The 16,303-nt window shown below is 73.5% G+C and carries 16 protein-coding genes; 8 read left to right on the top strand and 8 right to left on the bottom strand.

Features of this window, described 5'->3' with window-relative positions:
• Nucleotides 1-19: 19 nt before the first annotated feature.
• The 8 genes from gvpO to FRAAL_RS13155 form a co-directional block, all read right to left on the bottom strand.
• A complete protein-coding gene (gene gvpO, locus FRAAL_RS13190) occupies nt 20-322 on the bottom strand; it encodes a gas vesicle protein GvpO (RefSeq protein ID WP_082121838.1) in 303 nt (100 codons plus the stop codon).
• A 249-nt stretch (nt 323-571) separates the two neighbouring features.
• Entirely contained in the window at nt 572-1,420 is an 849-nt protein-coding gene (locus FRAAL_RS13185; RefSeq protein ID WP_011604169.1) for an aldo/keto reductase, read from the bottom strand.
• 212 nt (nt 1,421-1,632) lie between these two features.
• Nucleotides 1,633-2,292: an NADPH-dependent F420 reductase gene (locus FRAAL_RS13180; protein WP_041939267.1), complete on the bottom strand. Its 660-nt coding sequence runs from the start codon at nt 2,290-2,292 to the stop codon at nt 1,633-1,635.
• A gap of 141 nt (nt 2,293-2,433) precedes the next feature.
• Nucleotides 2,434-2,838, bottom strand: coding sequence for a PPOX class F420-dependent oxidoreductase (locus FRAAL_RS13175; protein ID WP_011604167.1), 405 nt, complete (start codon nt 2,836-2,838; stop codon nt 2,434-2,436).
• Nucleotides 2,839-3,016: 178 nt separating this feature from the next.
• Nucleotides 3,017-4,126, bottom strand: coding sequence for a Gfo/Idh/MocA family protein (locus tag FRAAL_RS13170; RefSeq protein ID WP_041939266.1), 1,110 nt, complete (start codon nt 4,124-4,126; stop codon nt 3,017-3,019).
• Between the two features lie 245 nt (nt 4,127-4,371).
• Entirely contained in the window at nt 4,372-4,593 is a 222-nt protein-coding gene (locus FRAAL_RS13165; RefSeq protein WP_041939265.1) for a hypothetical protein, read from the bottom strand.
• 71 nt (nt 4,594-4,664) lie between these two features.
• Nucleotides 4,665-5,036: a DUF4267 domain-containing protein gene (locus FRAAL_RS13160; RefSeq protein ID WP_011604163.1), complete on the bottom strand. Its 372-nt coding sequence runs from the start codon at nt 5,034-5,036 to the stop codon at nt 4,665-4,667.
• A 3-nt stretch (nt 5,037-5,039) separates the two neighbouring features.
• Nucleotides 5,040-5,735 (bottom strand): hemerythrin domain-containing protein, encoded by a 696-nt coding sequence (locus FRAAL_RS13155; RefSeq protein WP_011604162.1) that lies wholly within the window; start codon nt 5,733-5,735, stop codon nt 5,040-5,042.
• A 214-nt stretch (nt 5,736-5,949) separates the two neighbouring features.
• On the opposite strand from FRAAL_RS13155, the gene FRAAL_RS13150 reads away from it, so the two are divergent.
• The 8 genes from FRAAL_RS13150 to FRAAL_RS13115 all read left to right on the top strand — a co-directional run bounded on the left by FRAAL_RS13150 (nt 5,950) and on the right by FRAAL_RS13115 (nt 16,259).
• A complete protein-coding gene (locus FRAAL_RS13150; RefSeq protein ID WP_011604161.1) occupies nt 5,950-9,555 on the top strand; it encodes an ATP-binding protein in 3,606 nt (1,201 codons plus the stop codon).
• A complete protein-coding gene (locus tag FRAAL_RS13145) occupies nt 9,552-10,187 on the top strand; it encodes a LysE family translocator (RefSeq protein ID WP_011604160.1) in 636 nt (211 codons plus the stop codon). Before FRAAL_RS13150 ends, FRAAL_RS13145 begins: the two co-directional genes overlap by 4 nt.
• 122 nt (nt 10,188-10,309) lie before the next feature.
• Nucleotides 10,310-10,795 carry an aminoacyl-tRNA deacylase gene (locus FRAAL_RS13140; protein WP_041940490.1) on the top strand — a complete coding sequence of 162 codons (486 nt, stop codon included), beginning with the start codon at nt 10,310-10,312 and terminating at the stop codon, nt 10,793-10,795.
• Between the two features lie 283 nt (nt 10,796-11,078).
• The gene (locus FRAAL_RS13135; RefSeq protein WP_011604158.1) at nt 11,079-12,572 is read left to right on the top strand and encodes an ABC transporter substrate-binding protein; all 1,494 of its coding nucleotides are present in this window, start codon (nt 11,079-11,081) and stop codon (nt 12,570-12,572) included.
• 5 nt (nt 12,573-12,577) lie between these two features.
• A complete protein-coding gene (locus tag FRAAL_RS13130; protein ID WP_231861632.1) occupies nt 12,578-13,597 on the top strand; it encodes a tyrosine-protein phosphatase in 1,020 nt (339 codons plus the stop codon).
• Nucleotides 13,598-13,605: 8 nt separating this feature from the next.
• On the top strand, nt 13,606-14,466 hold the full coding sequence (locus tag FRAAL_RS13125) for a metallophosphoesterase (protein ID WP_011604156.1): 861 nt from the start codon (nt 13,606-13,608) through the stop codon (nt 14,464-14,466).
• Between the two features lie 141 nt (nt 14,467-14,607).
• Nucleotides 14,608-14,958, top strand: a complete 351-nt coding sequence (locus FRAAL_RS13120) for a hypothetical protein (RefSeq protein WP_011604155.1) — start codon at nt 14,608-14,610, stop codon at nt 14,956-14,958.
• Nucleotides 14,955-16,259: a radical SAM/SPASM domain-containing protein gene (locus FRAAL_RS13115; protein WP_231861631.1), complete on the top strand. Its 1,305-nt coding sequence runs from the start codon at nt 14,955-14,957 to the stop codon at nt 16,257-16,259. The genes FRAAL_RS13120 and FRAAL_RS13115 overlap by 4 nt, the downstream gene beginning before the upstream one ends.
• Nucleotides 16,260-16,303: the final 44 nt, after the last annotated feature.

Raw genomic sequence — 16,303 nt, 5'->3', positions numbered from 1 at the left:
CTGGCAAGGTCAGGGGAACTTAGTCGGTAGCACCCCGAACGAATCGTCGTAGGCGCTCATAACCCACGAGCGCGCCGCGCGCATCCACATCGAGCCGGTACGTAGCCAGCACGCTCGTCGTGGACGGTATGCGATCCAGTTCCACGACATCCGCCAGGATCGACCAACCGTCGTCCGTCCTCCGCACCCCCGAAATTCGCTCTGGAGTATGACCGAGAATGGACTCGAACTCGGCGAGCGCGTCGGGCAGCACAGTCGCCAACTCGCCACGTATCGCGTGATCCGGACTTCGGCGCCGTGGTGGGTCGTCGTCCGGGTGCATGGCGCGAAGAACCCCCCGTCGAAGGCCCGTCTCCGGGCCAGGGGATCGGAATCACACCGAGAAAACATCGACAACGCGCATCTGCCCAGGAACGCTCGGTTCAAACACGGCTCCCCGGGCGGAAGAACCGGCGGAGACATTTCGTGGCAGGGCAGGAGAAGTGCCGCTATAACGGAGAAGTTGATCACCGCCGCCGGCCTTGGGGAACCGACCCGCGGCGGGGCCGGCCGGCCTGCGGGCCGACCGGGCTCAGTGCATCTCCAGCGGCACCGGCTCGGGCGGCGGCGGGAACGCACGGTCGAGGTCGGCGAGCTCGTCGGGGGCCAGCCGCAGGTCGAGAGCCTCCCGGTCCTCGCGGACGTGGCGGGGGTCGTGGGAACGCGGGATCGCGACCACGCCTTCCTGCGCCAGCACCCAGGCGAGCGCGGCCTGGGCCGGTGTCGCGCCATGGCTGGTCGCGATCCCGGTGAGCGCCGGCTCGTGGGCCAGACGGCCGAGCTCGAGCGGGGAATACGCCATGATCGGGATTCCCCGTTCGCGGCACCACGGAAGCAGGTCGAGCTCCGTGCCCCGGCGGTTCAGGTTGTACAGCACCTGGTCGGTCTGCACGGCCTCGCCGCCCGGCAGCTCCACGAGCTCCGCCATGTCCTCCACGTCGAGGTTGCTGACCCCCCAGTGCCGGATCCTGCCGGCCTCCACCAGCTCGACGAACGCCTCCAGCGTCTCGGCCAGCGGGACCGGCCCCCGCCAGTGCAGGAGATAGAGGTCGACAACATCGGTGCGCAGCCGGGCGAGGCTGGCCTCGCAGGCGGCGATCGTCCCACGCGCCGTGGCGTGCTGCGGGAGCACCTTGCTGACAAGGAACACGCCTTCGCGGCGGCCGTCGATCGCCTCGCCGACAAGCTCCTCCGCCGCCCCGTCGGCGTACATCTCCGCGGTGTCGATCAGGGACATCCCGAGATCCAACCCGGTCCTGATCGCCTCGATCTCCTGATCGCGCAGGCGGGGATCCTCGGCGAAATGCCAGGTTCCCAGGCCCAGAGCGGAAATCGGTTCGCCGGATGGAAGCTTGACGGTGCGCAGGGCTGCGGTCGGCATGCAGACCTCCCGGGCCGGGTGCGCTCCGACGGTCCCCGCCTGCCGGAGACCGTCCGGTCGCGGACCCTCCCGTACCTCTCAACGGTAGGGCCATCCGGCCAGTGCGCCACCGGCGCCACCAGCGTCGGCGGCGTCGGGACCGTCGGCGGCGCGGGACCGTCGGCGGGCGCGGGACCGTCGGCTGACGCGGTCGAGTCCGCAGGCGGCTGCCGTCAGGCGCGGAAGTCCGCCGGGCGGTCCTGGGAGGCGGCGGCCAAGGCCTTGACGGTGCCGGCGGCGTCGAGGTCCGCGCCGTAGACGGGGGTGCCGGGCTGCTGACGCCACGAGTCCGCCAGCGTGCCGCCGTCGACCGGGTCGAAGCCCAGCTCGTCGACCAGCGCGAACACCAGTTCCTTGGCGGGGCCGTCCGCGCCTGCGATCGGCAGCGCGATGCGGCCCTCGGCGCCCTTCGGCCGGCCGCGCTCCAACAGGTGCTTCCAGAAGATCCCGTTGAACACCTTGACCACCGGCGCACCGATCTGCTCGGCGACCCAGATGCTCTCCGGGGTGCCGGCCTCGATCGCGTCGATGCGCCCGTCGCGCTGCTGGGGGTAGTAGTTGTTCGTCTCGATCACCGGCGCCCCCGGCTTCGCCCCCTTGAGGATGCCCGCCGGCAGGCTCGGAACGTTCTTCTGCGGGATGCTGATGATGACCACGTCGGCGTCCTCGGCGGCGTCGGCCGCCCAGACGGCCGTGGCCCCGCTCTGCGCCGCGAGTTCCGCCAGGGTCTGCGGGTCGCGCGAGTTGGCCACCCGCACCTGGTGGCCGAGCTCGCTCAGTCGCCGCGTCAGCGTCCCGCCGATCTGTCCCGCCCCGATGATCCCGATTTTCATGGTCCGCGCTCCTCGACGACCGGGGCGAGGCACCGGCGCCCGCCACGCGCAGTCTCCAACCCTGTCGACCGGGAAACTGTTCCGACCCGACCCGACCCGACCCGAGCCGAGCCGAGCCGAGCGACCCGCCGCGGCCCGGTCTCAGCCGCGGACGACGACGCGGCGTGGATGCAGCACGGCCGTGGTCCGTTCGGGGTCGAGAGCGCTGAGCCGGGCGAAGTCGGCGCCGTACCGGTCCGTCATCCGGGCGAGGACGGACTTGTCCGGGTCGGGCACGAGCTCGACGTCGGCGCGGATCTCCAGGGTGCGTCCCGGGTTGGCGGGATCGAACACGAACAGGGTGGCCACCGGGACACGCCGCAGGTTCGCCAGCTTCTGCCGCGTACTGATCATCGACACCTTGACCGTCGGCCCGTCAGGGAGGAACCAGACAGCGGTCGACTGGGGCCGACCGCCCGTGCCGATCGTGGTCAGGACACCGGTCAGCGGGTTGTCGATCAGGTCGCGGTGGGAGGCCGGGAACTCGGCCGGCTCGGGTGTGCTCACCCCTGTATGCCTACCTCCTCTGCCCGCCCCGCGCACCGGTGGGGCCGGACGCCGCCCCGTGCGCGCCCGGCCCGTCCCGCGTGGCGGCTCGCCACGGTTTCGCCGCGACGCCCCGCCCGGACGCCCTGAGCCCTCAGCCCGCAGCCCTCAGCCCTCAGCCCTCAGCCGGGAGGTGACGTCACTTCTCGGGCACCTCGACGCGACGGCCGGTGGCCGCGGAGCGGGCGACGGCGTCGAGCAGTTCGTGGCGGCGCAGCGCGTGGGTGAAGTCGGGCGCCACCGTCGTTCCCTCGGCCAGATCGCGGCCGATCTGTGCGTAGGCATGGGCGACGGCGGCGGCCGGCTGTCCGGCCAGGGCGGGGAAGGCGTCGTACGACGCCGGCGTGGTCAGCTCGGCGAGCGGCTCGCCGCCCTGGGAGCCGAGGATGGTGATCTGACCGTAGTTGAGGCTGCCCGTGGACGAGGTGACCTGCAGGTCGCCGTCGGTACCGTTGATCTCCCACAGGAAGCCGGTGCCGCGGGGCGTCCCGCCGCGCAGGTGGATGCTCGCGACGGCCCCGCCGACGAGGGTCCCGGAGACGGCGATCTGGTCCTCGGCCGTCATCGGGACGGCCGCGCCGGTCTCGGCGTTGCGGACCTGGGGCCGCCGCGTCGCGGTGGTGGCGACGACGTCGGCGAACTCCCCCAGCACGCTGGTGAGGGCGTCGGCGGTGTGGCCGAACGGGATCGTCAGCATGGTCGCACCCAGGTCGCGGTCGAGCAGGTACTCACCGCCGGGGTGGATCACCGGCCCCCACACCCCGCCGTTGCCCACCAGCGTCGTCGACAGCACCTCGCCCACGTACCCGTCGGCCACCAGGTCGCGCAGGTAGCGCACCGCGGGAGCGAACCGCCCCTGCACCCCGACGAACGACCGCACGCCCGTGGCGGCTCCGACCAGCTCCCGGACCTCGTCCAGGCCGGCTGCCAGCGGCCACTCGCACAGCACCGCCTTGCCCGCCGCCAGCGCGGGCAGGACCAGCTCGCGGTGACGCGGCACCTTCACCGAGACGACGACCAGGTCGACGTCGTCGCGCCCGGCCAGCTCCTCGACGCTGTCGCTGGCCGCGGGCACGCCGTGGGCCTGCGCGGCGGCACGCGCCGACTGCGGGCTGCTGGCCGCGACCGCCCGCACCGCGAAGCCGTCGACGGCGGCCAGCGCGGGCAGGTGCGCCCCGGCCGCCCAGCCGCCGTTCGCGCTCAGGCCGACGATGCCGACACCCACCGTGCGCTCGGGATCCGAAGCCATCTGCACGTCCTCTTCTCGGTCGGGCGCCACTCGCGTCGAGTGTCGCCGCTCGGCAGTGCCCGGCGAACCGGACCCGGGTGAGCGCCGGTCGGCTCTCCCCCTTACGGCAACGCACCGACACCCGGTCTACATCCACACCCGGTCTACATCCACACCCGGTCCGCATGCGCGCCAGGTCCGCATGCGCGCCCGGTCCGCATCGACGCCCGGTCCCGGCTCCCTGGCCTCGATCTCGGCGGCTCCCCTCAGGACGCGTCGGTTGCGTGATCCCTGCGCGTGGTCGCCTCCTTCAGCAGGGTGACGAGGATGGGGAACTCGTTGACGCCGTTGAGCTGGGCCGTGATGGTGGCGCGCTTCCGATCGACCTCCCAGAGCCGGAACCTGCCTTCGTGCACCGAGAAGCCCGCGATGCGCTCCCAGGCCACCGTCCTGCGTTTCCGGTGGACGCCGCGGGAGTCGACGGCCACTGACCGGAAGTCGACGCCGCCGCCACTCGGTCTCGGCGGTGGTGTCGGCTGTCCGACAGGGGACACGGCCGTCAGCCGAGCAGCAGGCCCGCGGTGACGAGCAGCAGCACCGCGGTCAGCCCGTGCACGGCGTACGCGGTGAGCCTGGGCCCCTGATGGCGCAGCACGATGAGGGCGTCGCCGACCGGGACGACCGCGATCATGATCATGAACCAGCCGAGTGCGTGTGCGGTCGAGGCGAGGATCAGGGCTATCGGGACGAGCCCCGAGGCGATGTCCCGAATCCCCTTGACCGCGAAGTAGGCGTCGGCCCGGCCGATGTCCGCCGGCACGGCGACGCCGAAGGCGGCCGCGGCGGCCCGGGGCACGAGCAGAAACCGCATTCCGATGAAGATGATGGCGACACTGACGATCCACGAGAACACATAGCCGACGGTCGTCATGGTCTACCGCGCCGATCCGGTCGCGGGAGCCGCCCCGTGGACGGTGCTCGCCTGGTCGGCGGCGTCGGCGACGGGTCGGTGGCCGCCGCGGATCCGCCGCACGTGGGCCGCGTAGACGATCCGGCCGACCGAGTACCAGAGGACGCGGGCCGGCAGCGGAAGGTCGGCGAGGAACGCCGTGCGCTCGTCGGGTCGCGCGTCCTCCAACACGGCACCCAGCAGGGTCAGCAACGCGTTCTTCGGGGTGTTGGCGAGAAAGTGCTCGCCCTGGGCCTGCCATTCCCGCACGCTGAGATGCTCGGCGGCGAGTGGCAACAGGTGCGCCTCCTCGTCGTCGAGGTGTTCGACCAGTGCCGCCCGATGCTCGACGAGAGCCTCGACGAGGGCGTCCCGAGCCGCCGGGTCCGCGCCGGACTCCCAGGCGGCCAGGGCGGCCTGCGCGCGGGCGAGGCTCGCGGCGACCCCCTCGTGCTGGGCCTCCATCCGCAGCACGACATCGGCGTCGAGGTCCAGACGGGCCAGCAGCAGCGGCCAGACCAGCTCGTCCTCCCCGTGGTGGTGGACGGACAGGCCTCGCTGGTACCACCGGAAGTGGCCGGCGAGGACCGCCGCCCGGGCGGTGTCCCCCGCGGAAACCCGGGCGGTCAGCTCGGCCAGCAGCCGCGACTCGCGGCGGAAGGCCCGATGAACGATCACCATTTCCCGTGTGTTCGGGCGTTCCACCTCGGTGTCGGGAGCTGCGGAAGGATTCATTGCCCTGCCCTTTCTTCGGACTGTTGTGTGGTGCTGGAGCCAGCATCGGAATCGGCACTTGGAGTGCTCGTGGAGCTGAGTTGGAGCCGTCTCGCCCCTTCGCCGGTCCGCCGGTTCACCGGAGGAACCGGACCGGCCGGATGGCTAGGATCGGTGGGCGATGGTCCGGATCCGAGTGCTCGGCCCGCTGGCGGTCGAGGTGGGCGGGCGCGCCGTCACCCTGGGCGGACCACGCCAGCGGGCGGTCCTCGCCCGGCTCGTCGTCGCCCGCGGCGAGCTCGTCTCGGTGGACAGGCTGATCGAGGACCTGTGGCGCGGCGAACCACCGGCCAAGGCCGTGACCTCGCTGCAGTCCTACGTCTCCAATCTGCGCAGGCTGCTGGAGCCGCAACGGCCCCCGCGGACACCTGCGACGGTCCTGCTCAGCGCGAGCCCCGGCTACGCCCTCGCGCTCGGCCCGGAGGCGGTGGACGCCTGGCGGTTCGAGTCGCTGCTGCGCGAGGCCCGCCGGCACTCCTCCGCCGGCACCGCCCGGGCGCTGATCTCCGAGGGCCTGTCACTGTGGCGCGGCGAGGCCTTCGGCGAGGTCGCCGACGAGTCGTGGGCGACCGCCGACATCGCCCGGTTGGCGGAGCTACGCGCCGAGGCACGGCAGATGCTCGCCGCCGCCGAGCTGCGCGCGGGCAACCTGGCCGCCGCCGTGCGGCTCGCGGACGCGCTCACCCGGCGCGAGCCCCTGCGGGAGGAGGGCTGGCGCCTGCTGGCCCTGTCCCTCTGGGGCGGCAACCGGCAGGCCGACGCCCTCGACGCGCTGCGCCGGGCCCGTCGACAGCTCACCGAGGAGCTCGGCCTGGACCCGGGACCCGAACTCGCCCGGCTGGAGGAGGCGATCCTCCGGCAGAACCGCGAGCTCCTCGACGCGGCGATGCCCCCCTCGGCGCCGACCTCTGCGCCCCCCTCTGCGCCCCCCTCCGAGCCACCCGGATCCTCGCAACCGGACGGCTCGTCTCCACCCCTTCCAGCCGCCGCTTCGGCCGCCGAGCTGTTCGCCGGTCGCGAGCAGGAGCTCGCCGCGCTGGCGGACGTCGCCGCCGAGGTCACAGCCGCCGAGGTCAGAGCCGCCGGCGTCGGCGCAGGCCGGGCGAGGATCGCCCTGATCAGCGGCGAGCCGGGAGCCGGGAAATCGGCGCTGTTGCGGCAGGTGCGCCACCGGCTGGCCACGACCGGATGGCTGGTCGTCACCGGGCAGTGTCCCGAGGCCGAGGGTGCTCCGCCGGCCTGGGCGTGGTTGCAGGCCCTGCGGGTGCTGGCCGACGCCGCTCCCCCGCCGGCGCCGCTGGCCGAGCTCCTTGCACCCCTCCTGTCGGACCAGCGGCCCGACCATCCACCCGGCCCCACGCCCGGCCACGATCTCGGCAGCGATCTCGGCCGCGCAGTCGGCCATCGGCCCGGCCAGAAGTCCACGGACACGGACCGCCTGGACCGCGTCGACGCCTCCGCCGGCCGGTTCCGACTCCACCAGGCCGTCCTCGCCTGGCTGCGCACCGTCGCCGATCGGACGCCGGCGGAACCGCTGGCGATCATCCTGGACGATCTGCACTGGGCCGACGCGGAGACCCTGGCGCTGCTCGGCGCGGTGGCCGCGCAGGTGACCGACGCGCCGATCCTGCTGCTGGTGGCCTACCGCGACGGGGAGGTCGGCCCGGCCCTGACCGAGGCACTCGCCGGGCTGGCCGCCCGGTCACCACGGCGCCTGGCGTTGGGTGGGCTGTCGCGGGCGGCGATCGCCGACGTCGTCGGCGCGGTCTGCCGGCGGCCCGTCGACGCCGACACCGTGCTCGCCCTCGCCGAACGCACCGGGGGAAACCCGTTCCACGTGCGGGAGAGCGCACGCCTGCTCGCCAGCGAAGGGGCGCTCGTCGCGCTGTCCGAGGTGCCGGACGGCGTGCGTGACGTGCTGCGCCGGCGGCTCGCGCGCCTGCCCGCGGCGTCGGTGGCGGTGCTGCGCCTGGCCGCCGTCGCCGGCCGGGAGGCCGACGTCGAGGTGCTCATCGACGCGGCCAACACCGACGAGGACGGCGTACTCGACGCCCTGGACGCCGGGCTCATCGCCGGCCTGCTCACCGAGCCCGCGCCGGGTCGGGTCCGGTTCACCCACGCCCTCGTCCGGGACACCCTGAGCACCGACCTCAGCCTGCTGCGCCGCACGCGCATGCACGCCAGGCTCGGTGCCACCCTCGAACGGCTGCAGCCCGACAACACCCCCGCGCTGGCCCACCACTACCTGCGGGCCGCCTCGGCGGCGACGGCACGCCGCGCCGTCGACTACGCGGTCCGAGCCGCGCAGGCCGCCGAGCGCCGCTACGCCCACGACACGGCGGCCGACCTGCTCGCGGGCGCGGTCGACGGCTTCGACCGCCTTCCCGTCGGCGACCACGCCTGCGGCGAGACCGATCGCGACGCCGAACGGGTGCTGCTGCTCGGCCGGCTGCTGCGGGCGCAGGTGCGCGCCGGCGCGGTGGCGGCCGCACGCGCCTGCCGGCAACGGGCCGTCGATCACGCCGAGGCGGCCGGTCGCGAGGACCTGCTGATCGCCGCCTTCACCGCCTGGACGGACCCCACTCCCTGGCAGAGCCGGCCGTACGGGACCGTGGACGCGCCCGTCGTCGCGGTGCTCACCCGCCTGCTCGAGCGGCCCGGTCTCGACGCCACCGTGCGCTGCCGGCTGTTGGACGCCCTGACCACCGAGCTCGCCGGGGAGGACGACGCCCGGCCCCGCCGGGCCGCCGAGGAGGCGGTGGCGCTGTCCGCGACCCAGGACGATCCCGCCCTGCGCGCGCTCGCCCTCACCGCGCTGGCCCGGGTGCGCAACCACGAGCCCGACTGGCCGGAGCGGGACCGGGTCGGCCAGGAGCTGATCGAGATCGGTGTCGCGTACGACCTGCCCGCCTACCGCTCCTTCGGCAACTTCGCCCGGGCCATCGCGGCGGTCGCCGACTCCGACGTCACCGGCGTCCGGCGCTTCGTCGCCGACGGGATGCACCTCGCCCGCCTGTACCGGATGCCGGAGGCCGAGGGCGTCGGGGCCTACGGGCAGGCGATGCTCGCGCACATCGCCGGCGACCTCGACGACGCCGAGCGTCGCTACACCGAGACGAGCGCCCGGATGCTGCGCCACGGGTCGATCCACGCCGCCGGCTTCCAGCTGCTGGCCGTCGCGACGCTGCGCCTGACGCAGGGCCGAATGGCCGAGTTCGCCGCGCACGCCGACGATCTGCTGGCCGCGCACGGACCGGTCATGATCGACCTGCTCACGCTCGCGCTGGCCCGCGACGGACGGCTGGCCGAGGCCACTCGCCTGCACGCCGCAGCCCCGCCCCTGCGGCCCGACTTTCTCTTCTCCACCCTCGCCGTCCTGCGTGCCGAGGCGGCCATCGCCGTCGCGGACCGCCCGCTCGCCCGCGCGATGTACGGCGCGCTGCTGCCGCTGCGCGGGCAGGTGCCCGGCGCCCTGAGCCTGTCGCTGGCGCTGCGGCCGGTCGCCCACACCCTCGGCGCCCTCGCCGCCTTCCTCGGCCGGTACCCCGACGCCGCCGACCACTTCCGGCAGGCGCGCACGGTCGCCGAACGCTGGGGTGCCACCCACTGGGCCGACGAGGCCCGCCGCGCCCTCGCCGCGATCACCACCACCGCGATGACCACCACCGCGGGGACCACAACCGCGGGGACCGCCACCGGGGGGACCGGGACCGAGGAGTTCCCGTGATCGACACCCAGCGGTTCGCGTCCTTCCTGCTGGTCGTGGCCACGCTGATCGTGCTGCCCGGGCCGAGCGTGCTCTTCGTCGTCAGCCGGGGTGTCTCGCTGGGACGGCGGGCGGCGGTGTTCACCGCGTTCGGCAACGAGTCGGCGATGCTGGTCCAGGTCATGGCGGTGGCGTGCGGCCTGGGATTCGTCGTCGAACGCTCGGTGGTGGTGTTCTCCGTGCTCAAGTTCGCCGGCGCCGGCTATCTCGTATGTCTGGGCTGGCAGGCCTGGCGGCATCGCGCCGAGCTCACCGTCGCGATCGCGGGGCCGACGTCCTCGTACACGTCCCGCCGCATCCTGCGCGACGGCTTCGTCGTGGGAATCGGCAATCCCAAGGGAGTGCTCATCTTCACCGCGGTGCTGCCGCAGTTCGTCGACCGCTCGGCGGGTGATGCGCCCGTCCAGTTGCTGTTCCTCGGCCTGATCTGCGTGGCGATCGCCCTGGTTTCGGATGTGTCGTGGGGACTGCTCGCCGGAACCGCCCGCACCTGGCTGGCGCGGTCACCGCGCCGGCTGTCGGCCATCGGCGGGGCCTCGGGCGCTGTCATGATGGGACTGGGTGTGAAGCTGGCCGTCAGCCGCCGACCCTGACCGCACACCCGGTAGCCGGCGGCCGGCGGCCGACGGCCGGAATGAAGGAGCATCGGAATACGGTGGTCCGGCCGGCGTATCCGGACGGCAGGTTCCGCGTTCCGTCGAAGAAAGGCCCGTTCATGTCCGAGCTGGGGTGCCGACCGGACGGAATTTCGTCCCCGGAACAGGTGCTCCTGGCCGCCGGAGTGCCCTTCACGGCAGTGGATCACGAGCCGATCGTCGGGCCGGCGGACGCGGAGCTGCTGGGCTTTCCGACCGAGCGGCTCCTGAAGACGATGGTGTTCAGGAATGCGGACCGCGGTTTCGTCCTCGCCGCGCTCCCCGTCACCGGTCGGGTCAACTACGGCAGGCTGGCCCGGGCGGCGGGAACCTCCCGCGCGAAACTCAGCCAGGCGGCTGCGGAGGATCTGCGGGACCTCGGCATGGAGCCCGGCGGGGCGAGCCCGGTGTGCGCGGTCCCGGGAGTGGTCGTGGTGTTCGACGCCGCCGTCCGGCGGATGGGCGTCGTCTGCTGCGGCAGCGGGCGGGCCGATCGCACCATCCAGGTCGACGTCGACCATCTCATCGAGCTGGTCAAGCCGATCTTCGACGACCTGTCCAGGTGAGGGCAACGCCCTCCCGGCCCTGACGCCGACCAACACCCGCCTCCGGCCCGTCACCATCGGTACACCGACCGAGCATCCGACCGGGGCCCCGACCAGGGAAGATCCCGCCAGACGGAGACAGGCCCGGCGAATTCGTTGCGGTAAGTGACGGCCATCCGTTTCCCGACCGTCGTAGGCCGTTCACCTGCGCATCGGACGCTACCGACGTAACGACGAACCGGGAGTACGCAATCTCCCGGAACGACCGTACCTGGCGCGCGGCGCCCACCCTCTCCCAAGGAGCATGCCCGTGGCTCGACCACGCCTGGCTCGTGAACGCCGGGCTCCTGAGCATCCGGCTGGTGAACACCGACCCCGGCTTCGTCTGCCCCAGCCGCGTCTGTCCCAGCCGCGACTGCCCCGTCCGCACCTGCTGCGCGCCGCCGCCGCCGTGACGCTGGTGGCGGCGCTGGCCGCCGCCTGCGCGACGGACTCGTCCACGTCCGAGTCCGCTCAGGCCCCGGCCGGCGCGACCGGCACGATCCCGCAGCTCGCCGCCGACCAGAAGGTCTCGATCGTCTTCGAGAGCTACAACCTGCTGAGCACCGGCACCTGGAAGCCCGTGGTCGAGGGCCTCATCGCCCAGTTCGAGAAGGAACACCCGAACATCACCGTCAAGGGCCAGCCCCCGCAGGGCGTGACCAGCGGCAACGAGTACACCACCAGCATCAAGAACCAGGTGCTGGCCGGAAACCCGCCGGACGTCGGCCAGATCACCTTCAACGCGCTGCGGTTCGCGGCCACCAGCCTGGGCGCGGCGCCCATCGACACCCTCGTCGGCAAGGGCGCCCTCGCCGCGAACTACGCCGGCGCGCACCCGTACGCCCCGTCCGTGCCGAAGCTCGGCGAGGTCGACGGCCGCACCTACGCCGTCCCGTACGTCTTCTCGACGCCGGTGATGTGGATCAACAAGACGCTGTTCGCGCAGGCCGGTCTCGACCCGGCGAACCCGCCGAAGACCTGGGCGGACGTCAGGGCCGCGGCGCTGGCCATCAAGGCGAGGACCGGCAAGGAAGGCGTCGAGGTCAACTGCCTGACCAAGCAGACGGTGGACTGGTGCTGGCAGTCGATGGTACTCTCCAACGGCGGCCGGGTGATGGCGCCGGACGCGAGCAGGCTGACCTTCGCCGACGCGCCCGCCGTGGAGACCGTCGCGATGTCGCAGGACCTCGTCCGCAGCGGGGCGATGCCCAACCTCGACCAGCAGCAGGCGCTCAAGGCGTTCAGCAGCGGCCAGCTCGGCATGATGGTCGAGAGCAGCGCCGTGCAGGCCGCCCTGATGGCGGGCGCCAAGGCGAACAACTGGGAACTCGGCGCCACGGGTGAACCGGGCTTCGGCTCGAAGCCCGTCGTCCCCACCAACTCGGGCTCGGCCCTGGCCATCTTCAGCAAGGACCCGGCCAAGCAGCGCGCCGCCTGGGAACTGATCAAGTTCCTCACCAGCGACTACGCCTACACCCAGATCTCCTCGAAGATCGGCTACCTGCCGCTGCGCACCGGGCTCATCGACGACCCGAACGGCCTGCAGGCGTGGGCGAAGGCGAACCCCCTCATCCGGCCCAACCTCGACCAGCTCACCCGACTGCAGCCGTGGGCGGCCTTCCCCGGCGACAACTACCTGCAGATCCAGGACACGATGATGACAGCGGTCGAGGGCGCCGTGTTCAGCGGCAAGGACCCCGCCGCCACCCTGGCCAGCGCCCAGAAGCAGGCCTCCGACCTCATGCCGGCCCGGTGAACCCGGTGACCACCCAGGCACCATCCACCCCCGCCGCCCCCGACGCCCCCGCCTCCCCCGACGCGGAGGTGATCGCGGAGGTGATCGCGGCGCCGCCGGCTCGACGGAGCCTGCCGCTGCCCGGCACGATCAACCTGCGTGACGTCGGTGGTTACCCGACGGCCGACGGCCGGACGGTGCGGTGGCGCACGCTGCTGCGCTCCGGCGCCCTGCGTGGCCTCGACGGGCGCGGCCGGGCGGTGCTCGCCCAGATCGGCCTGCGTACCGTCGTCGACCTGCGCGAGGACGCCGAGGTCGAGCACGACCCGGACGCCCTCGGCCGGCTGCCCGCCACCCACCGCCGGGTACCGATCTTCACCCTGCCCGCCGCGGCGCAGGCCGCCGTGGGCCAGGCGGCCGACCGTAACGGTGCCGGCGCCGGTGCCGGTGCCGGCGGCGGCGACGGCAACGGCGGCGACGGCGACGGCACCGGAGGCGGCGCGGGCGAGTCGGTGGCCGTCGGCGCCGCCGCCGGCATGGCGGCCGTTCGGGCCGCGGGGGCCGACGGCGATCTGGCCGGCGTGTTCGACTTCGCCGTCGACCAGCGCGGCAGCCGCCTCACCGCCGCGGTCATCGCCCTCGCCGCGCCGGGCGCACTGCCGGCGATCGTGCACTGCAGCGCCGGCAAGGACCGCACGGGCCTGGTCATCGCCCTGGTCCTCGACCTCGCCGGGGTGCCCGTCGAGGTCATCGCCGAGGACTTCGCCCTGACGTCCCACTTCCTACGCGACGAGGCCGCCGCCGCCGTCCTGCGGATGTCGGCCCGGACCTCGGCGGACGGCGCCGCGGTCGCACCGGCCATGCTGGCCAGCCCGCCGGAGCTCATCCTGCGCGCGCTGGACCGCATCCGCGCCGGCTTCGGGGACACCCGCTCGTACCTGCTCGCGCACGGCGCGACCGCGCACGCGCTGGACCGCCTGGTCGACGCGCTCCTGGCTCCCCCGCACCCGACAGCCGTCGTCACCTCCGACCATCACGATCTTTAGGGGCTCCCATGTCCAGCTCTCTCGACCCGAACGACTTCACCCCCAGCCACATCCTCATCCAGCTCAGCGACACCCACATCGTCCGCGAGGGCGAACTGCTCCACGGCAGGGTCGACTCCCACGCCGGGCTGCGCACGGCCCTCGAGCAGATCGAGGCGTCCACCCTGAAGGTCGGTGCGCTGCTGCTGACCGGCGACCTCGCCGACAGCGGGGACCTCGTCGCCTACCAGCGCCTGCGTGACCTGGTCGAACCGGTCGCCGAGCGGCTGGGCGCGCCGGTCCTCTACGCCGTCGGTAACCACGACGCGCGGGGCCCGTTCCGGGCGGGACTGCTCGGCGCGGAGCCGACGGAGGAGGCCTACGACTACGTCCACTGGGTCGACGACCTGCGGATCATCGTCCTGGACACCACCGAACCGGGCGAGCACGGCGGCTTCCTCGGCACCGCCCAGCTGCGCTGGCTCGCCGACGAGCTGGCCACCCCCGCACCCGGCGGAACGGTCCTCGCCCTGCACCACCCGCCCGTGCCGTCGCCGATCGCCATGGTGAACAAGTACCTGCTGGCGGAGCCCGCGAACCTGGCCGACGTGCTGGCCGGCACCGACGTCCGGATCGTCCTGACCGGCCACGCCCACCACTCCTCCGCCGGGGTGATCGGCGGGGTACCCGTCTGGGTGGCGGGCGCGACCGCCTACAGCGCCCGCACCCTCGGCCCGGCCGACCGGCTGACCGGCATGGTCGGCGGGGAGTACACCCGCGTCGACGTCTACCCCGACAGCGCGGTGGCCACCGCGATCCCGCTGACCCCCACCGAGGTCATCTACGACGTCACCCTCGACGAGATCGCGCAGCTCAGCGCCGCCCACTGAGCCCCGCGTGGTCCACGGGGTCCGGACGGCATCGCCCGTGCGGGCCCCACCCCCGCGCTGTCGAAGGTTCGCGGGGATGTCCACCCGTCCGTAGGCGCCGAACGCCCCATCGACGATGATGGACCGGAACGGGGGTGGGGGATGACGAGGGGCGAATCACCGGAGCAACGGCCGGATCCCCGGCTGCCGCGCGGTCCCGACTGGGACGCGCAGGTCGGCCCGCGGCGCGCCGACGACATCGCCGCCCGGCTCGCTGCCGAGGAGGCCGGAGAGGAGACCGGCGACGAGACGCTCATCGCGCCCGCCGGCTGGCTGCCCACCGGCCCACCGCCACCGCCCGCCGGGCCCTCCTCCGTGCCGCCCTGGCAGCAGGGCCCGCCGCCGGCGCCGACGCCGGTCTATGGCGGTCCACCGCTGCCGGCGTGGGACGACGGAGGTCGGCCCCCCGCTCGGCGTGGGCGGGGCTGGCTGCGCCGGCTGTTCCGGCGGTGAGCCCGTTCGGGGCCGCCGCGGGTCGGGCCGCCGCAGCCCCGGCCGCCCGGTCACCGTCCGGGAGCCACCCGGACGCGGTGCGGGGACGGCGGCGGACCTACGCCGTGTGGGAGCTGACCCTGGCGTGCAACCTGGCGTGCGGGCACTGCGGCTCGCGCGCCGGGGCCCGGCGCCCGGCGGAGCTGTCCACCGGGCAGGCCCTCGACGTGGTGGCCCAGCTCGACGCGGTCGGAGTGGACGAGGTCACGCTCATCGGCGGGGAGGCGTTCCTGCGCCGGGACTGGCTGACGATCGCCGCCGAGATCACCCGCCGGGGGATGGGCTGCACGGTCACGACCGGCGGCTACCGGTTGAGCGCGGCGATGGCGCGCGGTCTGCGGGCCGCGGGCGTCACCCAGTGCTCGGTGTCCGTGGACGGCATGACCGCAACCCATGATCGACTCCGCGGACGGGCGGGTTCGTGGCAGTCGTGCTTCCTGACGATGGAGCGCCTGCGGTCGGCCGGGGTCGAGGCGACCTGCAACACGCAGCTCAACCGCCTGACCACGCCGGAGCTCCCGGAGCTGTACCGGCGGTTACGCTCCGCGGGTGCCGTCGCCTGGCAGTGGCAGCTCACCGTCCCGATGGGCAATGCGGCCGACCACGCCGACCTGCTGCTCCAGCCCGTCGAGCTGCTCGAGGTGTTCCCGGTGCTCGCCCGGATCGCCCGGCGTGCCCGCCAGGACGGTGTCCGGATCCACGCCGGGAACAACGTCGGCTACTACGGCCCCTACGAACGGCTGCTGCGCTCCCCCGAGAGCGCGGCCTTCTGGACCGGCTGCCAGGCCGGGCTGTCCACCCTCGGCATCGAGTCGGACGGCACGATCAAGGGCTGCCCGTCGCTGCCCACGCGGGACTACGCCGGGGGGAACATCCGCGACCGCAGCCTCACCGACCTGCTCCGCGACGCCCCCGAGCTCGGCATCAACCTGACGGCGGGCACACCGGCCGCGACCGGGAAGCTGTGGGGCTTCTGCCGCGGCTGCACCTTCGCGGAGGTCTGCCGCGGCGGCTGCACCTGGACCGCCCACACCGTCTTCGGTCGCCCCGGCAACAACCCCTACTGTCACCACCGCGCGCTGGCCCACCAGCGCGCCGGACGGCGAGAACGGCTGGTCCAGACCGCTGTGCCGCCCGGCGAACCGTTCGACCACGGGCTGTTCGCCCTCGTCGAGGAGGACCTGGACGCTCACTGGCCCGCGACCGAACGGCCCCGCCTCACCGCGGCGGACATCCGCTGGCCCGCCGACTGGGTCGACTGACGCCCGGCCCAGCGATCCCGCCATAACGGTCCGTACTAGGGTGA

Origin of the sequence: Frankia alni ACN14a (assembly GCF_000058485.1) — a bacterium.
GTDB classification, from domain to species: Bacteria; Actinomycetota; Actinomycetes; order Frankiales; family Frankiaceae; genus Frankia; species Frankia alni.
The sequence above is the reverse complement of the archived record's forward strand: the minus strand, read 5'-3'. Positions and strand labels throughout refer to the sequence as shown.

What these genes read in the sequence shown, in the direction of transcription:
- FRAAL_RS13150 (WP_011604161.1), top strand. Translation starts at nt 5,950, where the DNA reads ATGGTCCGGATCCGAGTGCTCGGCCCGCTGGCGGTCGAGGTGGGCGGG.
- FRAAL_RS13140 (WP_041940490.1), top strand. Translation starts at nt 10,310, where the DNA reads ATGTCCGAGCTGGGGTGCCGACCGGACGGAATTTCGTCCCCGGAACAG.
- FRAAL_RS13125 (WP_011604156.1), top strand. Translation starts at nt 13,606, where the DNA reads ATGTCCAGCTCTCTCGACCCGAACGACTTCACCCCCAGCCACATCCTC.
- FRAAL_RS13185 (WP_011604169.1), bottom strand. Translation starts at nt 1,420, where the DNA reads ATGCCGACCGCAGCCCTGCGCACCGTCAAGCTTCCATCCGGCGAACCG.
- FRAAL_RS13180 (WP_041939267.1), bottom strand. Translation starts at nt 2,292, where the DNA reads ATGAAAATCGGGATCATCGGGGCGGGACAGATCGGCGGGACGCTGACG.
- FRAAL_RS13120 (WP_011604155.1), top strand. Translation starts at nt 14,608, where the DNA reads ATGACGAGGGGCGAATCACCGGAGCAACGGCCGGATCCCCGGCTGCCG.
- FRAAL_RS13135 (WP_011604158.1), top strand. Translation starts at nt 11,079, where the DNA reads ATGCCCGTGGCTCGACCACGCCTGGCTCGTGAACGCCGGGCTCCTGAG.
- gvpO (WP_082121838.1), bottom strand. Translation starts at nt 322, where the DNA reads ATGCACCCGGACGACGACCCACCACGGCGCCGAAGTCCGGATCACGCG.
- FRAAL_RS13160 (WP_011604163.1), bottom strand. Translation starts at nt 5,036, where the DNA reads ATGACGACCGTCGGCTATGTGTTCTCGTGGATCGTCAGTGTCGCCATC.
- FRAAL_RS13155 (WP_011604162.1), bottom strand. Translation starts at nt 5,735, where the DNA reads ATGGTGATCGTTCATCGGGCCTTCCGCCGCGAGTCGCGGCTGCTGGCC.
- FRAAL_RS13170 (WP_041939266.1), bottom strand. Translation starts at nt 4,126, where the DNA reads ATGGCTTCGGATCCCGAGCGCACGGTGGGTGTCGGCATCGTCGGCCTG.